Source organism: Peribacillus sp. TH27, assembly GCF_016650915.1.
Classification (GTDB): Bacteria; Bacillota; Bacilli; order Bacillales; family DSM-1321; genus Peribacillus; species Peribacillus butanolivorans.
Genome location: NZ_JAEKEV010000002.1, coordinates 914,026 through 935,879 on the forward strand (window position 1 = coordinate 914,026; position 21,854 = coordinate 935,879).

17 protein-coding genes and 3 pseudogenes are annotated in these 21,854 nt (G+C 34.9%); 4 read left to right on the forward strand and 16 right to left on the reverse strand.

Translation table 11 applies throughout. From position 1 onward, the window contains the following. Nucleotides 1-139: 139 nt before the first annotated feature. Nucleotides 140-748 (reverse strand): TetR/AcrR family transcriptional regulator, encoded by a 609-nt coding sequence (locus JFU24_RS05700; RefSeq protein WP_201249702.1) that lies wholly within the window; start codon nucleotides 746-748, stop codon nucleotides 140-142. 228 nt (nucleotides 749-976) lie between these two features. On the opposite strand from JFU24_RS05700, the gene JFU24_RS05705 reads away from it, so the two are divergent. Continuing rightward, nucleotides 977-1,594, forward strand: coding sequence for a hypothetical protein (locus JFU24_RS05705; RefSeq protein ID WP_201224887.1), 618 nt, complete (start codon nucleotides 977-979; stop codon nucleotides 1,592-1,594). Between the two features lie 544 nt (nucleotides 1,595-2,138). Here JFU24_RS05705 and JFU24_RS05710 read toward each other — a convergent pair. From JFU24_RS05710 to JFU24_RS05730, 5 genes and pseudogenes are all read right to left on the reverse strand, one after another. Then, complete coding sequence (locus JFU24_RS05710) at nucleotides 2,139-2,351, reverse strand: hypothetical protein (protein ID WP_201249703.1); 213 nt, start codon at nucleotides 2,349-2,351, stop codon at nucleotides 2,139-2,141. A 659-nt stretch (nucleotides 2,352-3,010) separates the two neighbouring features. Next, nucleotides 3,011-3,697: pseudogene (locus tag JFU24_RS05715) on the reverse strand (MBL fold metallo-hydrolase). A gap of 459 nt (nucleotides 3,698-4,156) precedes the next feature. Further along, nucleotides 4,157-5,359, reverse strand: a complete 1,203-nt coding sequence (locus tag JFU24_RS05720; RefSeq protein WP_201224889.1) for a macrolide family glycosyltransferase — start codon at nucleotides 5,357-5,359, stop codon at nucleotides 4,157-4,159. 756 nt (nucleotides 5,360-6,115) lie between these two features. Then, nucleotides 6,116-6,256, reverse strand: coding sequence for a hypothetical protein (locus JFU24_RS05725; protein ID WP_201224890.1), 141 nt, complete (start codon nucleotides 6,254-6,256; stop codon nucleotides 6,116-6,118). A 134-nt stretch (nucleotides 6,257-6,390) separates the two neighbouring features. Then, nucleotides 6,391-6,573 (reverse strand): hypothetical protein, encoded by a 183-nt coding sequence (locus tag JFU24_RS05730; RefSeq protein ID WP_201225223.1) that lies wholly within the window; start codon nucleotides 6,571-6,573, stop codon nucleotides 6,391-6,393. Between the two features lie 288 nt (nucleotides 6,574-6,861). Between JFU24_RS05730 and JFU24_RS05735 the strand changes: the two genes are divergently transcribed. After that, a protein-coding gene (locus JFU24_RS05735; protein ID WP_201182105.1) for an IS3 family transposase occupies nucleotides 6,862-8,210 on the forward strand; the annotation gives its coding sequence in 2 pieces (ribosomal slippage) (nucleotides 6,862-7,306 and nucleotides 7,306-8,210; 1,350 coding nt in all). 79 nt (nucleotides 8,211-8,289) lie between these two features. On the opposite strand, the gene JFU24_RS05740 is transcribed toward JFU24_RS05735, so the two are convergent. The 5 genes and pseudogenes from JFU24_RS05740 to JFU24_RS05760 form a co-directional block, all read right to left on the reverse strand. Continuing rightward, nucleotides 8,290-8,664, reverse strand: a complete 375-nt coding sequence (locus JFU24_RS05740; protein WP_201181067.1) for an enoyl-CoA hydratase — start codon at nucleotides 8,662-8,664, stop codon at nucleotides 8,290-8,292. A gap of 33 nt (nucleotides 8,665-8,697) precedes the next feature. Continuing rightward, nucleotides 8,698-9,473 (reverse strand): annotated as a pseudogene (locus tag JFU24_RS05745) (AraC family transcriptional regulator). A gap of 25 nt (nucleotides 9,474-9,498) precedes the next feature. Further along, nucleotides 9,499-10,074, reverse strand: a complete 576-nt coding sequence (locus tag JFU24_RS05750; protein ID WP_201249704.1) for a LysE family translocator — start codon at nucleotides 10,072-10,074, stop codon at nucleotides 9,499-9,501. A gap of 314 nt (nucleotides 10,075-10,388) precedes the next feature. After that, nucleotides 10,389-10,928: pseudogene (locus JFU24_RS05755) on the reverse strand (GNAT family N-acetyltransferase). A gap of 230 nt (nucleotides 10,929-11,158) precedes the next feature. Beyond that, the gene (locus tag JFU24_RS05760) at nucleotides 11,159-12,412 is read right to left on the reverse strand and encodes a dicarboxylate/amino acid:cation symporter (RefSeq protein ID WP_201181070.1); all 1,254 of its coding nucleotides are present in this window, start codon (nucleotides 12,410-12,412) and stop codon (nucleotides 11,159-11,161) included. A 570-nt stretch (nucleotides 12,413-12,982) separates the two neighbouring features. Here JFU24_RS05760 and JFU24_RS05765 point away from each other — a divergent pair. Next, nucleotides 12,983-14,257 (forward strand): IS110 family transposase, encoded by a 1,275-nt coding sequence (locus tag JFU24_RS05765; protein ID WP_201249705.1) that lies wholly within the window; start codon nucleotides 12,983-12,985, stop codon nucleotides 14,255-14,257. Nucleotides 14,258-14,776: 519 nt separating this feature from the next. Here the strand turns inward: JFU24_RS05765 and JFU24_RS05770 are convergent. Continuing rightward, nucleotides 14,777-15,439, reverse strand: coding sequence for a class I SAM-dependent methyltransferase (locus tag JFU24_RS05770; RefSeq protein WP_201249706.1), 663 nt, complete (start codon nucleotides 15,437-15,439; stop codon nucleotides 14,777-14,779). A 43-nt stretch (nucleotides 15,440-15,482) separates the two neighbouring features. Here JFU24_RS05770 and JFU24_RS05775 point away from each other — a divergent pair, with 43 nt between their 5' ends. Further along, on the forward strand, nucleotides 15,483-15,866 hold the full coding sequence (locus JFU24_RS05775) for a TetR family transcriptional regulator (RefSeq protein ID WP_342214739.1): 384 nt from the start codon (nucleotides 15,483-15,485) through the stop codon (nucleotides 15,864-15,866). 589 nt (nucleotides 15,867-16,455) lie between these two features. Here the strand turns inward: JFU24_RS05775 and JFU24_RS05780 are convergent. From JFU24_RS05780 to JFU24_RS05795, 4 genes are all read right to left on the reverse strand, one after another. After that, nucleotides 16,456-17,100, reverse strand: coding sequence for an MBL fold metallo-hydrolase (locus tag JFU24_RS05780; protein ID WP_201224894.1), 645 nt, complete (start codon nucleotides 17,098-17,100; stop codon nucleotides 16,456-16,458). Nucleotides 17,101-17,536: 436 nt separating this feature from the next. After that, the gene (locus tag JFU24_RS05785; RefSeq protein ID WP_056528942.1) at nucleotides 17,537-17,920 is read right to left on the reverse strand and encodes a glyoxalase/bleomycin resistance/extradiol dioxygenase family protein; all 384 of its coding nucleotides are present in this window, start codon (nucleotides 17,918-17,920) and stop codon (nucleotides 17,537-17,539) included. Between the two features lie 697 nt (nucleotides 17,921-18,617). Then, nucleotides 18,618-20,192 (reverse strand): bifunctional metallophosphatase/5'-nucleotidase, encoded by a 1,575-nt coding sequence (locus tag JFU24_RS05790; protein WP_201249707.1) that lies wholly within the window; start codon nucleotides 20,190-20,192, stop codon nucleotides 18,618-18,620. A 450-nt stretch (nucleotides 20,193-20,642) separates the two neighbouring features. Then, nucleotides 20,643-21,623: an NADPH:quinone reductase gene (locus tag JFU24_RS05795; RefSeq protein WP_201181082.1), complete on the reverse strand. Its 981-nt coding sequence runs from the start codon at nucleotides 21,621-21,623 to the stop codon at nucleotides 20,643-20,645. Between the last annotated feature and the right edge of the window lie 231 nt (nucleotides 21,624-21,854).

A 21,854-nucleotide genomic window follows, 5' to 3' on the forward strand; every position in this document is an offset into this window, starting at 1 on the left:
AAAGCTGCCTTAATGACAGCTCCGATCTTAAGCTAACCCACCCGTTAGTTGCATAAGACAATAAACAAATTGACCCCCAAATTAAAGAGACATTTATAAATGATTCAGTATAGTTATAAAGCATCCATGTTAGTTGTTATTAACCTTTCTTATTAGGTTCTTGTATTTGAAGCAATTCAACAAAAACATTTAACATGTCCTGTATTTGAATTCGATTATCAACAAAATGTTGCAGATTAAATCCATTAAAAAGAGCCATGCTAGCCGTCGCTAAAGTTCTAGCATCCAATGAACTTCCGACAATACCTTCGTCCTTCATTTTCTGAAATAAATGTGTAAGGAATGACCTCCATTCCTCCATCTGGAGAATAAGCTTTTCTTTTATCTGAGGTAATTCATTCGAAACCATACATCCTTGGAGAAGCATAGGAGAAGACCCCTTTTCATAAGCCTCATTCACTAAACGCATAGAATATTCTTTAAATGTATTTAGTAAATCACAATCTTTTTGAGTAAGAGCTTCCTTTAAATCCTCAAAATAGAAATCAATACCTTCTTTTATCAACCTCAGTAAGAACTCCTCTTTGGTGGAAAAATGAGCATAGAAAGCACCTTTAGAGTAACCAGCATGTTTTACAATTTGATCAATGCTTGTACTAGAATAGCCTTGCTTAGAAAACAATTCAATTCCTGATCGCATTAATTTGTTGATGGTTTCTTCTGATTGTTTTTGATGATGATTTAACATAAAAAACCCCCTTTTTAAAAAACTGAATATTTCATTAATAGTAACACATTACTAATCATATAATAAATTGATTAATACCGACTAGTTGGTATTAAAAAAATAACACGTATAAAGGAGTTGGTTGTTAATGACATTAACTAGTCAGATTAATTATTTCGAACCTTAAAAGAAAAAATGAATTCGACTATATTTAACTGGTGTGTAATTTATAAATAGGGAGTGGTTGAAGTGAAAACGATTTACAGTCTCATGTTTACGGTTGCTGTTACCTTTTTAGCGATGTTCTCCTTTTCTAATGTATCTTTTGCGGCCGGGGAAAGTCAGTACGATTTAATTGATGGGAAACAGGTATCGACAAATGCAACTGATCCCAATGTCAAACATATTTACTATACAGGGGACGAACAGGGGAATGAAGTTCGTTTAGGGTTTACAACACAGCAAAAAGTAGATGATTATATCAAAAATGAAAAGAAAGTAGAGAAAGAATCGAGTGTATCCAGTAACTTTGAAACTTTGGGATCTGGTATTGGGGGATCTGGTACTTGTTGTACTGATTTTTATACGGATGCAAATAAATGGGGGCCCTACATTAAAGTTAGGGTAGGAGATTCTATCCCTAATATCACTTCTTCGTTGGGGAGAACTTGGAATGACGTTATATCCTCAATTAGTACAGCTAATACAGGAAGTACTTACTTGTATCAACATGAGTATGCAAGTGGAGGCTATATTAGGTTTAACAACGCTTACTATTGGGGAAAAACAATAAACTTATCCAACTACAAATTTAGCAATGGTGTTTCGGCAAATAATAATGCATCTTCCGTGTACGTTTATAAATGACTTTATTGTTGTTTATTTTGATGAAAATGGATATAGGATGAAGAAAAACTATTTTTTCAACACCACACCATTTTAAAACAGTGGTATCTGTGTTTAACAAAAGGATCTTTAATTAGAGGATCCTTTTTCTTTACCTATAAGCGTGATTATGTGAACTAGCGTTTTTTCGTTAGTTGATGAAGAAAAATCAAAAGCATTGTTTAAGAGAGTCTATTTTAAAGAAGTAACAATCAAAAAAGTTCGTAAAAGTGTACTTTTACGAACGAATTTTAATTGGTTATTTCTTCTAAGATCTCTTATGTAAACTAATTGATTAGGTTCTTTAACGAACTGGCCAGTTCGTTGAAAAAGGTATTCTAAAAAAAAATGTAACAGACACATAGGTGCCTGCTAAGTGAAATAAATATAGATGACGTGAAACGTCATTTGCAAGAGGTATTAGATAACCATCCAAGAACAGGATTAAGCTGTGAAATAGGTGTTCATCCAGAGCTACCGAGATAATTATATCAGGTAGTTTTTTTGAAAGATTTTAGATCAGTCATTAGCTCAACCAAAGCTTGTAATTTGAGTTGAAGGTTAAATTACCAAAAACACCTTCTTCTACGATCGAATCGATCGAATCTGTCACAACGATCGAATCGATCGAATCTGTCACAACGATCAAATCGATCGAATCTGTCACAACGATCAAATCGATCGAATCTGTCACAACGATCAAATCGATCGAATCTGTCACAACGATCAAATCGATCACAACGGCGTCTTCTATCACAAAAAAACATTCATATCCCCTCCTTTTAACACTCTTACTATAAAATATGTTGGTATGAAAATAATGAATAGACAAGAGGCCATAAATAGAATACATAATCAAACAAAATAAATTCTGGTGCCAATCGATTTTATTTCCCTATACAAAAACCCCTTGTGCGGCAAGGGGTTTTTGTTTTTAGTACTTCCGTTAAAATACATTATGGGGTCCCGCCAACATTTCGCGGAAAACATAGGGTAATACATTTTTTGGAATGAAAAAGCAGGCTTTTTATACGCTAAGGAAGGATATTTTTCACCATATAAACCCTCGTTTTTGGTGAATTTTAAGATGCAGTTCGTAGCGTGGCTGTCACATTGACCGATAATTTGCGTATATTTTAAGTGTTATTTTGCACATCCAGCTAAAAAAAACCAGCTACCTTCACATCAGAAGATTAGCTGGGTTTCTTAATTATTTACATCTAATTATTTATAGAAATATTCGGATCCGCCTAGTAAAAAAGCGACTGCTCATTGTTCAGCAATCGCGCCCGATTACGGAAGATGTAATATAATATCAAAGGTTGTTAAACCCGGCTTGTGTGTAGAGATAATAAAGTTGTTTAATTCAAGTGCCGAATATTAGTGTTCAGCCCCCAATTATAAAGTGAATTTTCCACCATGATAACAATAGTAATTTTCAGCTTTAAGATTTTTAACCTTTGTCAAAGACTGTTTTGCTTTCTCAAGATTTAAACAAAAGTGTGGATTAGCAATGACTAATTCATGATTTTCTTTAACAGCTGAATCACCTGTAATTACACTTTTTAAACTTGGAAAATATAATGAAATATGCCCTGAAGTATGCCCTGGTGTTGCTATTACTCTACAATTGTTATCTAAAATCATATCACCATCATGTAGCTTTTCATCTATTGAAACATGCTTCAAATTCTTTAATTGCTGTATAAACCATTTACCAAATTCCATATCTTCATTTGGCATATTTTCTAGCATTTTTTCGGCTTGAACCAATCTCTCTGCCTTCATTTCACCACTAATGTATTATGATTCAATTTCACTAGCTATAATGTTAATCCAAGGATACTTTTCTTTGAAATCATATAAGGAACCTATATGATCATCATCATAGTGAGTAATGATTATATTCTTTAAATTTTTTATTTCATATCCATTTTTTAAAATTTCATTTTCGATTAAATTTAAAAAATTTGTATACCCTGTATCGACCAAGGTAAGTTCATTTTCTAATATAATTAAGCTAGGATAAATGTAATTTTTTTGTCCATTAAATTCAAATTCAATTGGTAATTCTATTATCTTCATCTTTCTTCCTCCATACTGGGCATTAGAATAAGTATAATCGTACACAATTATATCTATAATTCAACATAAATATCTTGTTTGATTTAAAGTGCGTTGTTCAATTAAATGGTGTCACTTTGACCGATAATTTGCGCATATTTTAAGTGTTATTTTGCATATCCACCTTTAAAAACCCAGCTACCTTCACATGAGAAGATTAGCTGGGTTTCTTATTTATTTACATCGAATCATTTATAGAACTATTCTGATCCGTTTAATAAAAAAGCGATTGCTCATTGTTCAACAATCGCGCCCGATTGTGGAAGATCTTAATTACAATGTCTTGTTGAACTAACGCCCCAGTTACTTTACCGTGTATAACTTCACAATCTAGATATTGTTGCATTACTGCAATTAAAAAAGAAGTTGCTGTCCACTAAGAAAAAGTCAACAATGATCGTAGCTGAGAAATATTTGTATTTAGATATCATATTCACTTTTAAATTCGAAAATCTCATCAACAGCTTGGTGATACCCACCCGACTTTTGAAAGGATTCCTTAATATTTACAACAGCTTTATGGAAAGATTGGTGGTTTAACACATGCTCTGCGGATTCACGTAGTTGATTTGCTGTTAAATTTTGCATTTGTAATTTAATACCGGCTCCGATATTGGCAACTTGTTGAGCAATTATAGGCTGATCAGCGCTTTGTGGGATTACAATTAACGGTACCCCGTAATAGAGACCTTCATTGGTACTGTTCATTCCACCATGTGTGATAAATAATTTTGTATATTTCAGCACCTCAATTTGTGGAACATAATTTTTTACAATGAAGTTTTTAGGAATCTCCCCCAAATCAGATATTTGAGCTTTTTCCCCAATAGACATGACAACAGTATGATCAGTGTTCCCAAATGCCTTAAAACAAAGCTTATAGAAATCAATTGCTTGGTTAAAGACAGTACCCAGAGAAATGTAAATTAGGCTTTTTCCCTTGATTGCGGTAAGGTCGAAGGTTTCTTGCGTTGATCGTAAAGAGATGGATGGACCTACAAATTTGTAAGTTTGGTCAAATGTTTCTCCAAAGGGTTGAAACTCCCTAGTTGTATAAACGATTGTAAGTGGTGCAGGGTTACAAAAAACTTCATAAGGAGAACGGATTTCAACATCATATTTTTCTTTAATTTTTGTTGTCAAGTTTTGAAAATCATCATTTATCGTTTTAACAATTTCTGTTGGGATATTTTGTGAAAGATGTTCCAACATTTTATCAAATGATGCTTTTGTCTGTGCAAAAGAAGTACTAGAATTAATTGCCGGAAGTTTTAGTATTTGTGCAAGTAAACGTCCACAACCAAACATGGAATCGTGAATGATATAATCAAATTGTTCCCCTTCGATTTGCTCCAGAACACCAGGTATTATGATATCTGCCGTAAGCAAAAGACCATTGATTCTTTCGAGTAAATAATTTCTTCCACCTGAGATAAAAGCTTTTATAAATTTTTCACCGTCGAATGTTCGTACAGTAGCTCCCGTCTTCTCAATACGTTCTCGAAAAGCTTCTATCGTAAAGTACACTACCTCTTCACCACGCGAAATAAGCTCTTGCACAACTCCAATAGTTGGATTGAGATGTCCTTCTGATCCACCATTAATAAATAAAACACGTGCCATTATAACCACTCCTTAGGTAAAATGTTCTCTAAATTGTGTAAGAGTAAGGGTCACTGCCCCATACAATTGCTCAACTTAAATAATGGAATTAAATTTATCATAGTACAATATTTTAAAATCTCAAACTTTTAATTAACCTTGTAATTTAAAATTTGCATCAACCGAGATCTTTGTGATGCGTGTATTAAATATAAATACATAGGTATTTGTTTGCACGGGATAGTTTAGTAATCGGAATCAAATAAATATGAAAAAGCTATCACCTTAAATGATAGCTTTTTTATATTTATTTATAATGCAAAAAAGCGATTTAAACAGGTGCAAAATAACGTCTAAAGTGACAGATAAGGTTGTAACTTTGATTTAAATGGATTTCGAAAACGTTCCTATTGGGTGTACTCTATTGTAACGAATTTTTGAGAGGGATTTTTTCAATAGAAGACTCGATAAGATAAAAGCACTGAACTTAGGTAATTTGGACAAGCATGTATTTTTTCATCCCATATATATAGTAGAAAAAGGAGTGTTGTTTATATGGGAGGTATAACAAAAGCTACAATCAGCGTCCTCCACAGCTTCCAATCCCACCCGAACCACCAACCCCAACAGTCTAAGCTGAAATTGGGGTACACAGACATCAAAACAGAAACCTGCTTAGCCTGTAATGGGCTGGGCTTTTTTACTTTGGCTGTCTTCGTATAGAATGTTGTTTTTTTTGACCAAAGCAACCGTTAGCTCTATTTTGAACTAACCACTTCACCAAATGTCCTTTATTAAGCGAATCATCATTCTTGGTATAAACATTAAGATGTTCCAAGCCACTTCAAATAAGAGCTCAATTAGGCCTTCTTTAAAATAGCCGTTCTGCCTTACTTTTTTTCTTTTTTTATTTTTCATCTTCTAACTCCTAATAACTCAATATTTATTTAAATTATAATCCAATTTTCTTTGTTGTAATAAATATATGGTTTGATATAAAACTTCCTCCTTTACTTCATAAATTAATCCACCAGCAAGGTCTCAATCTTTATTTAACTATTCTGCCCCGTTTTACAATCCTTGCGAAAATAGCCTTTCATGGCGGAAACTATCAGAACCTTGTTATTTGATTTTTTATCGTCAGTAATCATTTTTAAATAACCTCTAACAACCATAAAAGTTGGTATTCCCCACATAATTATAAAAGTTACAAGAGAATCAGTTTTTATATTCAATAGTTACCTCTCCCATTCAGCATTACCATTTCACCACAAAAATCCATTATCCTTGTTCAACTAACCTGCCCTGATAGCTCCATAAAGAAAAAGCTGCCTCAAAGACAGCTCTGATCTTCAGCTAACGCACCCGTTAGTTTAAGTGAAACTGTTCTCAATCATTCGTTACATTAATGGAATGTTACTTTATGACTTAAAGACTAGATAAAATTTTAATAAAAAGAACTTGGAAACTTTGAACTGCACCCCAATTGTTAGACAACATCTAACAATTGGAGGTGCAGTTTTTTGACTAAATATACGATAGACGAAAAATTACATGCAGTTTTAGAGTACTTGGAAGGGAAAAAATCCTATAAATCCATCGCACAAGAAAGAAATGTAGGTTTATCCCCTCTGAAGAGATGGGTCGCTCGCTATCTAGAACATGGGATGGAAGGAATTGCTTCATCCTATACAAATTACACTCTGCCCTTTAAACTAGAGGTACTTAATTATATGAACGAATATGGGGCATCGATCAGCGAGACCGCTGTACACTATAATCTTCCTTCCGATTCTACACTTTTGAAATGGTCAAATCAGTTGAAGGAAGGAGGTATAGACGCCCTTAAACCAAAGAAAAAGGGGCGTCTATCCATGAAAAAAGAAACCAAAAAAACATCACCAGCTAAAGGCTCTCAAGAAGCACTTCTTGCCGAATTAGAATACTTACGTGCAGAGAATGCCTATCTAAAAAAGTTGAATGCCTTAGTTCAAGAAAAGGAAGCCCTACAAAGAAAGACAAAGCGAAAGTAGTCCATGAACTAAGGAAACAATTTGATTTAAATCTGCTTCTATCCATTTCTAACATGGCACGGAGTACATACTATTATTGGGTAAACGCCTTCGGGCGTGAGGATAAATACACAGAAATGAAATCCCTTATCGAAGAGATTTTCCATACGCATAAAGGGCGCTATGGGTATCGGCGTATCACCCTAGAATTACGTAACAGAGGTGCTCGCATCAATCATAAAACAGTTCTCCGATTGATGAATGAACTAGGATTGAAGTCTTTAGTTCGCATGAAGAAATACCGTTCGTACAAAGGGAAAATCGGCAAGATTGCACCCAACATTCTAGCACGTGATTTCAAGGCAACAAACTCAAATGAAAAATGGGTGACAGACGTCACAGAATTCCATCTAGCTGGGGAGAAACTATACTTATCGGCCATTCTTGATCTGTTTAATGGAGAAATCATCGCCTATAATGTCGAATCTCGGCCTGTTTATCCCCTCGTTTCCAAAATGCTGGAGAAAGCCTTTGACCGCTTGGAATCGAAAGATTCACCCATTCTTCATTCAGATCAGGGCTGGCATTACCAGATGAAACAATATTCGCATGATTTGAAAAGACATAACATTACACAAAGCATGTCCCGTAAAGGAAATTGTCTCGATAATGCGGTCATAGAAAACTTCTTTGGCCTATTAAAATCAGAGTTACTTTATCTTCAAGAATTTGAAAGCATGGAGCATTTCAAACAAGAATTAGAAGAATATATCCATTACTACAATCATCAACGAATCAAGGTAAAATTAAAAGGCATGAGCCCGGTAGAATTCCGGGTTCATGCCCTCAAGGCTGCCTAATTAAATAAAGTGTCTAACTTTTTGGGTTCACTTCACTTTCCAAGTTCTTTTTCGTTTGTTGTAGAACTTCAAGAAGAAATTATAGTATCACTCCTGAAAAATCCCCTCTCAGCACTTCCTTCTGATTTTGATTTTTGCACAAAAAGCAGGCAGTAATATGTGTTCTATTAACCTGTTTTTCAAATTGCTCAATTGTTACTTCACAAATTATTGTATCATCAGTAAATACTGGTCTTAAAAACTCAAAATTCATTGTACGAGATAGTACGTTGTTATCGCCTCCTATTTTGGTTGGTAAGGTAGCGGTTAGTAATCCCTGTATTACAAGTCTTCCCTGTTCATCAGGAGTAACATGGTGAGAGCCTTCATCACCTGAGATTTTAGTAAACAATTCAACATCTTCTGCTGTGAAAGTCCGTTTAAATGTAATAATGTCGCCTATTTTTAAAGACAATTTTATTCCCCCTTTATTTTAAATCTATTTATCTCAATTTAAATGTGACATATATTCAAATGCTGTTGTTCCATATACGCTTTTAAAGTGTTTATTTAAATGGGTTAAATCAACAAAACCACATTCAGCTACTGCTGAATAAATATCTCGTTTTTTTCTATTAACTGCTTTGCACGTTCTATCTTGCAGTTAAGAAAGTATTGGTATGGTGAAATTCCAGTATGGGCCTTGAATGATCTGATAAATTTAAATTTTGACAAATTAAGCTCTTTACATATCTCGTCAAGTTTAAGTACATTTTCTAAGTTGGTATGAAACATATCCTTTGCTTTTCTAATTAGAACGTTATCTTTCTTATAGTCTGTAGAAAGATTAGTTTGACTAAGGCTATCTGTGAGGGATAAAAGTAATTCACTGCACAAAGCCTCATCCTTTCCACTCAATATTGCATTAGAAAGATTTAATATTCTTTGTTCAAGTCTATTATCATACACAATAGGGTTTGAAAAACGTACTTTATCCTTTTTCTCAATAACCTCTAAAAGCAATTGCGGCTCAATATATAGCATCACATAATCAAGGCCTGTCTCATCATGTGCCCTTCCGTCATGTGCCTGTTCTGGATTAAAAAGCATAACACCATTTTGATATGATAATTGTAAACTGCCATCCAAGTTATAATGTTGAATACCACGCAATGTTACACCTATTGCATACTCCTTGTGAGAATGCTTTTTATACGTAAAATCAGTCATACTTGCTGACAACGCAGTAATACCTGCTGATTTTTTATAGATAAATTTGTCCATTAAATTCACCTCTTAATTAGCCTACCTACATCCATATCATTATTGCAGCATAAACTAAAAACAATGCCATCATTACATTAACAGTTTTTTTATGCTTCTGTAAAAACTCCTTGAAGATTGCACCGAAAAATACCCATGTTATAAATGCTAAAAATCCAATAACAGTTATAGCAATAACGCTTATTGTAACCGCAGGCTTTGAGACATAGTAGGGCATAACATAGGTAGGAATTACAGTCATTGTAAATACTACCACCTTTGGATTTAAAAACTGCGTAAGGAAGCCTGACATAAACGTACCAGATTGGTTTACAGTTGGTTTTGTTGTATCCGTTTTGTAAACTTGATAAGCGAGATACAATATATAAAAGCTTCCGATTATCTGCATAACAATTAAAATTTTGGGTATTATCGTTACAAGTATAGTATTCAACATAGCAGAAATAACAAGTAATAAACCAAAAGCAATAGTTGCTCCATACGTATATTCCATTGCCTTTTTTGTCCCAGAATTATGCACTGTGGATAATATGACGATATTAGTAGGTCCTGGAGTAAAAGTAACAATAAAACAATACATGATAAAAGATGTAATATTCATGAGGAAAACTCCTTTCAAGATATCCTCATATAACTGTACATCTTAAATTCAAATGGTATATAGTATATTATTGCAGGAGTATATAAAGCTTCTATAAAGTTAACTCTACAAATTTAGGTAGGTTCTTCTTCAACTAACCTGCCCCTTTAGTCGCATAACAAAAAGGTTGCTTCAGCAACCTCCCTTATTGAAGTAAAGCACCTGTTAGTTGAACAAATCAGCTTTATTGTTTATATGTTTCGCCCATCCCAAAGCCAAGTACAAGGAGATGCCTAGCCTTGTTTTTAAACTATGTAATATAACATTTAAATCTTTTATTTGATAATTCCATGATAAACAAGATCTTCATATTGGTTTTCCTTCATGACATGATCTCTTAATACACCTTCTTATTTCATGCCTATTTTCTGTATTACTCTGCCAGAGGCCGAATTTGAGTTAAAATGACGAGCATATACTTTATGATATTGCTTTTCAATAAAGGCAAATTCGAGTATAGCTTCGCCAGCCTCTGTGGCATAACCATTTCCCCAAAATTCTTCTCCAATCCAATAAGCAATTTCACCATTATTAAAATTTTGATTGTTAGATAATGCTATTGCTCCATATAATTTTCCTGTAACCTTATCTGTAATAGCAAATTCATATGACTTATTATTATTAAAATTATCAAGATGATTTTCTATCCAGGATAAAGCATCCTCTATGGAATATGGATATGGTAGATATAAAGTATTCTTATAAATGTTATAATTATTACAAAGTTTAGTAACCTCTGATGCATCTGATGTTTGAAACAGTCTTAACAATAACCTTTTAGTAGTAATTGTTTTACTTTGGCTATCATAAATCAAAATTAATCCCCCCGAATAGGCTTATTTAGACTACACCTCAACAATAATAAATTGATAAATCAACTATTCGCCTTATTAATTTAATAACAATTATTTCAAAAATTAATGTTATTTACAATATTCTTTAAAGTTAAGAAGGATGAGGATTCATATTGGAAAAGGGTGAGGTCCGAAGACCATCACCTCAACATTTGACGGAGAACAACAAAAACATGAATGCTCCTTTTATCTTATGCTTGTCGAATGCTTGACTGTTCGGTTTGAGCTTTAATCCATTCTTCCTGACGGAACTCTTTTTCCCACTTCGAAACCACAATACAAGCGAGAACATGTCCAGGAGTATTACAAGCAGTACGTGCCATATCCAACACACGGTCAATACCTGCTATAATTGCGACGCCTTCTGCAGGAAGCCCTACTGCTGAGGCGGTGGCTAAAAGGACAACCAGCGAACCGGATGGAACAGCAGCAATTCCTTTTGAGGTTGCAACAAGGACCCCCATTACAATCAGCTGTTGGCCAAAATCCATCGGGATGCCATATGCTTGTGCTAAGAAAATAGAGCAAACAGAAAGGTACAATGTCGAACCATCACAATTCAGTGATAGCCCAGAAGGAATAACGAATGAAACAACACGTTTCGAACAGCCGTATGATTCCATTCGATCCATTAACTGAGGCAGAATGGTTTCCGTACTTGTTGTAGAAAAAGCTATAAGGAACAAATCCCATACCATTCGAAACACTTTAAAGTAAGAAATCTTCAAGAACCAAGCAATTACTGGAAACAGACCGAAAATAACAATAGCAAGCCCAAGATATACAACCCCAATTAACTTTGCCATAGGGATTAAAAGGGCGATACCATACTGACCTACAGAGGCTGCCATGAGAGAGAGTACACCTATCGGTGCGGTTACCATGACCATTTGTGTCAGTTTAAACATAATATTTGCAACTGATTCCATAAACTTCATTGCCGGCTCTGACGCTTTGCCAATTGCTCCTGCAGCTGCCCCAAATAAAATAGCAAAGAATATAACAGCTAATAAATCACTTTTTGCCATTGCATCAACAATGTTGCTTGGAATGATGTTAACAAGCATCGTTTTAAAATCGACAACTTTGGAAACGCTTTCATTTAGTTGTGAGATATCTTTCTGTGCAAGATAAGACAAATTAAGCCCTGCACCAGGCTTTAAAATGTTAACAAGTAAAAGACCAATACCTAGAATTAGGGTGGTAATAAATTCAAACCAAATAATTGTTTTAAGTCCTAATGAACCCATTTTTTTCATGTTTCCGTCGCCTGATGATCCAATGACAATAGTAGTGAAAACAATAGGCACAACAATCATTTTAATGAGATGAATAAAAGCGTCACCAATTGGTCTTAAGGATTGGCCAAGACCAGGAAAAAAATGTCCGATAAGTGCTCCAATAAACAATGCAATTAACACTTGAAAAGCAAAAAACTTTTTCATAGGTCAGCCCTCCCTGAACGCAAGATTAATAGCATCATCACAGATTATATCAATAAATAGATAATTCCTTTCACTTTTGACTATTTAATGAGAAAGAAGAAATAGCTTTTAAAAATTGTTTCTCCATATTTCATAGATAACCTCCAATGTAAATAAATTTGTAAATATAGAAAATACTGTATCATTTTTTTGTAATTCAGTAAAATAATGAATTTCTATAAAGTTATAAGAATTAATTATTAATCCCGTGTACGAATAATAAATGCACTTCCAACATAGGTTTAGCTTTGAAACAAAGTTTAATCAAATTAATACAAGAAATCTTGATAAATGAACAAATAGAAAGAGCATGTTTTGAAAAAAGAATACTCAAAACATGCCCTTATAATATTTAATTGGATTAATATTTTATAAAAAAGATTGATCATTATTGTGTTCCTTAATGAACTAACCCACCCGTTAGCATTCCTGTAGATCGTTAAATATCAGGTTTGAAAAAAATAGAGCCCCTCAGTAAGATACGAGTATAGTGTCCAATCTAACTCAAAGTCTTAAGGAGGAAGCCCTACTATGAATTTTAAAATGCAAAACAAACAAAATCAACTGATTGAAAGAATTACGGATCAACATCTAGTTGTTGGTGTGGATATCGCCCAACACGTACACGTGGCCCGTGCTGTAAACTATCGAGGCATTGTGATCGGGAAACCTTTGTCTTTTGAAAATAACGAAGAGGGTTTTACTAGATTACTAAATTGGATCAAGGAACTAAAACACATGAAAAACCTAGACACCACGATAGTCGGAATGGAACCTACCGGTCATTATTGGATAAACCTTTCAAAGTGGCTAGTCAAACAAAACATTGATGTCGTTACGGTCAATCCTCACCATGTCAAAAGAAACAAAGAAAATCGTGATAATACGCAATCCAAAAGTGATAAAAAAGATGCCCTTGTCATCGCTGATATGGTGAAGAATGGCTATTATGCCTTCGTTCGTTCCACTTCAGAATCATTTGAAAAACTTCGTGTCCTTATGGCCAACCGAGATGTGATCGTTAAGCGCCTTGTTAGCTCCATCAACCAGATTAATCGCTGGGTGGATGTTGTCTTTCCCGAGCTCCGGCAAGTGTTTAAAGACGTATCATGTAAAGGGGCAATCGCAACCCTACGCCTCTTTCCTACCCCAGCTGAAATATGTTCCTTACAGCCTCAAGATATCGTAACCGGGTGGAAATCATGTATGAAGCGACATTCCGGGCATAAAAAAGCCCGTTCCCTGATTAGATTGGCCAAGCGTTCAATTGGTACGAAACAAGCCCTTGATGCGTATAAACTTCACTTGGAACAGTTATTAGAGGAATATAATCTCGCTTCATCCCAACTCGAAAGAGTGACGCAAGAAGTCACAAACGTCTTGGAACAGATTCCATTCGTTAAGCAAATACTTGCCATTAAAGGAATCAGCGAAATTTCACTGGCGGGCATCTTAGGAGAAGCTGGAGATCTGAGTGGGTTCGCTCACGGGAATGCGCTCCTTCGTCATGCAGGATTGCATCTCGCTGAGGCAAGCTCTGGGAAGTGGAAAGGCCAAATTGTTCTTTCCAAACGTGGAAGATCACGCCTGCGGCGTTACCTCTTCCTTGCGACCATGAGTCTGGTGATGAATAACCCTGAGTTTAAAGCCCTACACTCGAACAATGTTAAGGTGAAGAAGATTAAGAAAATGAAATCCATCATGAAACTATGTGGAAAACTCGCCCGTGTCCTAGTAGGGATTGCTCGTAATGGCTCTGTCTATAAACCGGAAATGGTATTCCCTCTTGAACAACTAGCAGCCTAAATTTACATTCACATTGTTTTTACGAAAGTTGGCTTATTCGTAGGATTTCAAAGAAAGCACGAAGTACTGGATATATAGAACAAAAGGGCAATGACCCGTTCCGTTAGCAAAACCAGCCTCCACCCCTTGGATAGGCATGACGAAGGAATGAAAGGGCATATGATTATGACCCGTTGAGACATGGGAGGGAAAGCCTCCAGGGGCGACTGTGGAAAATGCGTGCGAAGATATGTAATAATATGGGATTCTCAATGGATCCCCTATTTCAACCTGCCCTCATCTTATCAAAACGGTCCTATCTCTTTCGTTCATCTAAAGCAACCTATACCATGTGGTTTGAAATCCTGCGAATAAGCGAGTATTCGTGAGCATTATCTATTAAACTGAGGGAGTTCTATAAGAAAAGCGATTCTTATTAACGAATCGCGCCCGATTACGGAAGATCGTTCAACAATATTAAAAGATGACTCTCCTTTGACTTAATCTATTTCTCACTTTTGATCGGAAGAGGAAACCACTTTATTTATAAAGATAAACATATAAACTGATACCTTCTTTTTTAATTTTGTAGTTTTTAAAAGGTGTTCCTCTTAAAAATGTCTCAAAATCTTCTTTTGTGTAAGCGCCTTTTTTCAAGAAAGTTTTAAAAGCAAATTTCACAAAATACTTGTCAAACCCCTTCATTCCTGATTTTCTCACTTCAATGTCTATATCTTCAGATGTTGCCTCGTAATTCATGTCGATTATTAGAGATGTTCCGCCTTGTTTTAGCACTCTATGCATTTCACATAGTGCCTTTACAGGATCTTTGAAATTCTTAAATGCAGCACTGCATACAATATAATCGAAAAAGTTATCTTCACAAGGGAGGTTTGAAGCATTACCTTCTTTAAAATTAACAGAAACATTTGCTTCTTTTGCATTATTTTTTTCAATTTCTACAAAATCAGGGCTTATCTCGACTCCTGTTACATTAAAACCTTCCTTAGCAAGTTCAATAGACAAATAACCCGGACCGGGTGCGACTTCCAATATATTTGCATTTTTGCTAACATGAGATGCAACTTCAAGCGCATATCTTTGCATTTCAGCCATTCTGCTTTTGCGAGAATTTTTATCATACCATTTTGCTGTTAAGCCATAAATACCAACATCTTTATTTTTTCTCATATTTTTCATCATAAATAAACTTCTCCTTCAAAGTATTATAACAAAAGATGCAATTATAAAAGCATCACTTGATATACTAAATCGTGATGGAATAAGTAATTTATCAATGCGTGCTTTAGCAAAGGAATTAAATATCAAGGCAGCATCCTTATATTGGCACATTAAAGGTAAACAGGATTTATATGATTTGATAGCAGAACACATTAACCAAGAAATAGCATTACCTGAAACTTTAGATGATGCAAAAGAAGCATTAACAACCCTTGCTTTAGAAATTCGTAGAGTTTTATTAAAAACCAGAGATGCGGTAGACATATTTGCATTATCTTTTCCGAGCACGCCAAGCAGAATTAAAGCTATAAAATTTATTTTAGCTACATTAACAAAGTACGGAGTTTCTGATAAAAACTGCATAAGTGCTCGCAAATATTATAAATAATTATGTTTTATCATTTGTTGCCGATGAAATTCGCGCAAAACATATTTCTCCAGAAGAAGCTAAACAGTTTGGATTAATTTTTGGGGAACAATATGAAATGAGTCTGGATTTTGAGCAACAATTTTTATATGGTTTACAAGTTATATTGACTGGGCTACTTGTTGAATAAAATAAAATGGCAAATCAAAATTTCCATGAATTTTGATTTGCCATTTTAAAATATCTATCATATAAAATCAGTCTATTTCTTCTCTATTCTATCAACCTGTTCAACAGAGAGATAGCCCTTTCATTCTGTTTAATTATTGTTTGATTTTGATTTCTCATTTTTGTGAAGTCAGATAAAAGCATTAACAACATTGCTAATATAAGGAAATCCATAATTCACCTCTACACTCTAATTTTCTCTAAATTATGCCAGTTCTTATGCAATTAACCTGCCCTGTTAGCTCCATAAGAAAAAGAGCTGCTGATGTGAAATAAAAAAATCCTGCATAAACAGGATATCTTATCAATTCATTCTTCAGAAAGTCGCAACATTTTTATTAACATCGTGACTTTATTTTAAATCCACAGCTCAGCCTTGTATTCATTCATACAGCATAGTTACGACACCAGCATATTCTGACAAATTTTCTTTGAAAATATCCAAAGTCTTAACTTCGGTTGTTCGCTGTCCGGAAATCTGAAGAAACTTATCTACCTTTGAAAACATCAAGCCAACAACCGACAAAGCCTTTGTTCTATAGTGCATAGGAATTGTAATAGTAGATTTCAATTGATGCATTACTTGAGTAGCTTCTAGTGCATTAATCGTGAATGTACCTCCTACGGGAATGATGAGAATATCTACTTTTCCAATTTCCTTTACTTGTTCTTCTGATAATAGATGCCCTAAATCTCCACAATGACAGATAGTTAGACCGTCCATTTGGAAACGATATAAAATATTGGGGCCTCTCTTCTCGCCATTTACCTTGTCGTGAAATGTCTTAAATCCACTAATTCTTACATCATCTCGGATGTATTCCTTCGGCTCATTAACAAGCAAGTAATCACCTGTTGCAGCTTGAATTTTACTGTGATCGAAATGATTATGTGTAACGGCAACTATATCTGGTTCAACAATCGGCATACGGTAGCGGATAAAGCGATAATATGGATCAATGAGAATCCTAGTTCCTCCTTCGGATGTCAGTAAAAAAGTAGAATGTCCATACCATTTTATTTTCATACTAAAATTCTCCTTACTATGCATTTAATTTAAAATTATTAAAATCAAGCAATTTTTAAGGAACCACTAAGACCGACCGGATTTAGAATCCCAGTATGTAAAGAAGATATCAGCACCTTCTTTTTCTAATTTGCGGCATTTAGAACCAATTCCTTAGCTATGGCTTGCACCTGTAACTATGGCAACCTGTCCTTTTAGCTTAGTAATAGCAAAACACCACCTTACAGAAATTTTTTCCATTCGTTATAATCCATTATTAATGTAATAGTCCTTCTTCTACTAATCTACCCCTTTAGTTCCATTAGAAAAAGTATCGCCGCAAAGAATCCCTATTAATGAAATAACAAACACGTTAGTTTAAGTGATATATTTTACAAAATTCCTCTAATCCATTAAAAAGACGATGCCTTGTTAAGGCATCGAACAGTTATAAAATTTATTCAATACTCTCATAGATTTCAATCAGTGAACCATCGGGATCTCTAAAATGAGCTACTTTAATTCCCCAGCCTTCTTGTGCAGAAGGCTTTGTTATGAATTCAACCTTTTCTTTTAATTCCTTATATTTCTCTTCAACATTATCAACCTTGAAAATTAAAGCAATTTTATCAGTATTATGAGTATAAGAGACGCTCTCAGCACCTATTGCTTCAAGCATTTGTTTCCTCTCAAACAGACCTAAGGTACAACCTCTAAATTTAAATTCAGCATATAAAGAATCTTCATTTCCCCAAGTAACCTCAAACCCTAAAACATTTCTATAAAACGAAAAACATTCTCTATAATTATTTACTAATAATCGTGTGTGTGTCAGCTCCAAACTAATTCACTCCAATTCTTTTCTTTACTATGTAGACATATACCTAATTCCCTTTAGTTCCATACAAAAAAGAGTCGCTGATCAGCTCCTTGCATTGAAGTAAAGCACCTGTAAGTTGAAAAAGACTAATTGTAGAGTTGACATAAACTGCGCAACAAGAAATTAAAAGAGCTAGGTATATAATAGCTAACAAACTCGTTTTATCATTAACAATTACAAATCATAAGTACATTACCATCTTTGTCTTGAAAGTTAAAATAAGCAAATTCACCAATACGCTCTATTCTTTAACAATGAATATGTTATTACCTTTAATGAATTTATATGCTTCGTCTATATCTTTTACATAGAAATTAAACAATACATTATTGGATGGTTCGAATCTTAAATCCGGGTACAAATGTATGGTCATCTAAAGTTAATCCAGTTTCGCTTGTTACAGGAATATTGTAGACAAGCGATTCTACAGGGTCATTATTCTGAGGGATTCCAAGGAGATTACAATACCATTCAACTGATTTTTTTTAAATCAGTAACATGGATAAAGACATTGTTAACTTTGCGATAAATAGGAGAACTTGTTGATTTCATACTTTTCCACCTTTCTTTGAATCTTACCTAAAGAAATTCAACAAATCTCAAAAAATTCCTTTAAAGTTATTTCAGAGTTCGAATAAACCATGAATCAAAAAAGTAACTATTCGTGGGGATGCTTCTGTTGGATATAGTGTATAAGTGCAGTGACAACTTGTGGACCGGATTCTACGAGTCTACCTTGTTGCAATGCAGTGAAGTTATCACCGCCTGAAGCTAAATAATTACTAACCGCTACTTCATATTCGTTGTTTGGCTGAATCTCTTGACCCTTCCTGTCTTTCATCGCAACAATGCGGCTGCCAATTGGAGCATTGGAGTCCCAACTATACGTTAAACCAACCGTCTGTAACCTATTTTCATAATCTTTCGTCCACTGCTGTTCTAAAGCAAGTTTTATTTGGTCTCCTGTTAAGATTAACTTACTGACACTATGACCAAAAGGCAAGTCTGTATAAAGGTCTTCTACAGTGATATCCCCTTTTTTAAAATTTTTCCGCATTTCGCCTTGATGGACAAAAGCTATATCTACCCCCATCGCTTCCCGCTCAGATTCTGCAATCATTTTCGCTAATGGGGATTCACCGTTTGCATCTTGATTTCGTGTGATTTCTTCAGGCATTTCTCCTACTATCTGATTAAAATAGCTCCCCAATCTTTTACTATATTTATTAAGAAGAGCAACCGTTTCTTTATCTGGTTTTATATGATCATGTGAAGTGACAATAATCTTTGCTTGTTTTTTAACAATATTTTTAGTACGTGGGTCAATTTCAAGATTTACTTGAGAAAAAGCTTTCCCATTAGAATAAGCTTGAACGATCAGTTTACCCGCTACAACGGTATTGGCATATTCATGGCTGTGACCGGCAAAAATGACATCGACCTCATCATCGATTTTTGGAGCCATCTCCACTAAAGCTCCACTGGGATTTGCTCCTGTCTGATCTGATTTAGCTGAATCATGTGCCAGTACAACAATAACTTTGATCCCTTTTTCCTTTAAAAGCTTAACGGTTCGGTTAATAGCTGAAACTTCATCAGTAATTTCTACTTCTTTTCGATTTTCAGGGGTCACATACAGGTTGGTCTCTTTTGTGACCACACCGATAAATCCAATATTAATTCCGTCAATTTGTTTAATAACATACGGTGGCAACAAGGGAGTACCCGACTTTCTATCGATGATATTTGCAGAACTGTATGAAGTATTGGCACCTTGAAAATAACCTGTTTCTTTATTAAATCCTCCATAAATAAGGCGTTTCATTTCATTTACGCCTTGGTCTAATTCATGATTTCCAGGTGTCCCAACATCAAAGTGCATGAGGTTTATAAATTCAATCGTGGGTTCGTCTTGAAATTGAGAAGAGATTGGAGGACTTCCTCCTACCATATCACCAGCATGAACAAGTAGTGTATTTGGGTTTTCTTGTATATATTTTTTTAAATAGGCAGCCAGGTATTCAGCACCCCCTGCCATGGTTCCTGAAACCCTTTGATACTTGTTTAGTTGGCCGTGAAAATCATTAACGCCTAACAATTGTACTTGAATGGAGCGGTTCGATGTGGAATGATTCATTGTGGAATGATTGGGTGAGAATGCTGTGATTTCATAAATTACGAAAATGATAAATACCAAGATGAGCAAAGAAGATATGACCTGAAATTTTGACAACTTCCGATCCCTCCCTCTAGATGTAAATTTAGAATAACTCTGGGATTTTAAATCCGTATTAAAGAATCGTAATTTTTTGTTATATTTAATATAATAATTGTTAAATTAACCCAGTACATGCATATCTTTTTAAAATACTCATATGACTTAACATTTAGAAATATATTAAGATTTTGACTAGCCATATTGGAAATGAAATACAATTCCATTTAGAAAAACTCCAATATTTCTTCCATTAACCCGATAGTAAAAAAAACGTTGCTGCTAATTCAGAAACGCACCCGTTAGCCATCCATAAAGCGCAAAAACCGGCAGTTCTTCCTTTTTACTTTCTGTACCCCTTAAAGCGTTTTGTATGGAGATACATTTTATAAATCAATTTATAATTCCTTCTTTACAACGTAAAAGCACTCATTGTAATTGTATGAGTGCTTTTACGTTGTAGAATATTCATTCAATTATTAAAACAAGTTTACCATTACCTATACCTTTTGCTAGCTGTTCAAAGCCCTGCGCCGCTTGTTGGAGCGGCAAAGTTGTACCAATAATCGGACGAAGCGCACCGCTTATTAGCATGCCTCTTACACCGTGAATACTTTGCTCATATTCATCTTGTGGTGCGTTCCAAAGAGCTGTTGCTAAAATATCACATTCCTTTTGCATTGCAAGACGTGGATTTATTTCAACTGAACCGCGATTTCCAATAATTACAATTTTACCAAATGATGCAATCAGCTTTAAATCTGTTTCTAAATTAATATTTGCTAAAAACTCAATAATTACATCTGGCCCATCGCCATTTGTTAAGGCCAGCACATCTTCAATCGTTGCTTCTGTCACATGATCAATGACAACATCTGCACCAGCTTGCTGAACCATTTTTTTACCTTCTGGCTTACTAGCTGTTCCGATCACTTTAGCACCATGAGATTTCGCCATTTGCACAGCCTGTAATCCAACCCCACCACTGGCTCCATGAATAAGCACGGTTTGACCAGGCTTCAGACAGGCACGTTGAAATAATGCACGATATGCAGTCATTGCCGGTACCCCTAATGCCGCACCTTGTTCAAAAGATACATGGTCTGGTAATAAATGAACCAAAGCTTCATCACATACTATTTTTTGTGCAAAAGTACCCGTACTATTACTTCGCATTAAGGACGCAATAAATACACGATCACCAACACGAACATTTGTGACTTCTTCTCCAGCCGCCTCCACAATTCCCGCACCATCTAAGCCTGGGGTATAAGGTAATTGAGGTATATAAAACGCATATGTACCTGTTAATGTATAGGCATCACTCGGATTGACACCGGCTGCATATAAACGAACACATACCTCTCCCTTACCTGCTACTACTTCCTCTACGTCTGTATATACTAATTTTTCAGGTCCGCCAAACTGTGTAACTTGAATTGCTTTCATATTATCAACCTCCTGCATTTATTTTATATCGTTAAGTTAGAATTTACAGTTTAATTCAGGATTAAATTCTTGTTCTCACAAATTCTTTACAGTCTATACTCCATCCTTTACACGTTGTTTATCAATAGCCTTTTTGATGAAAAGTTCACTAAGTGATGTCATTTTTGTGAGGTTTTATCTCATCTGTAATCTCAAAAGAATCCATATCAGAGTCATAATAGATAGGTTCCC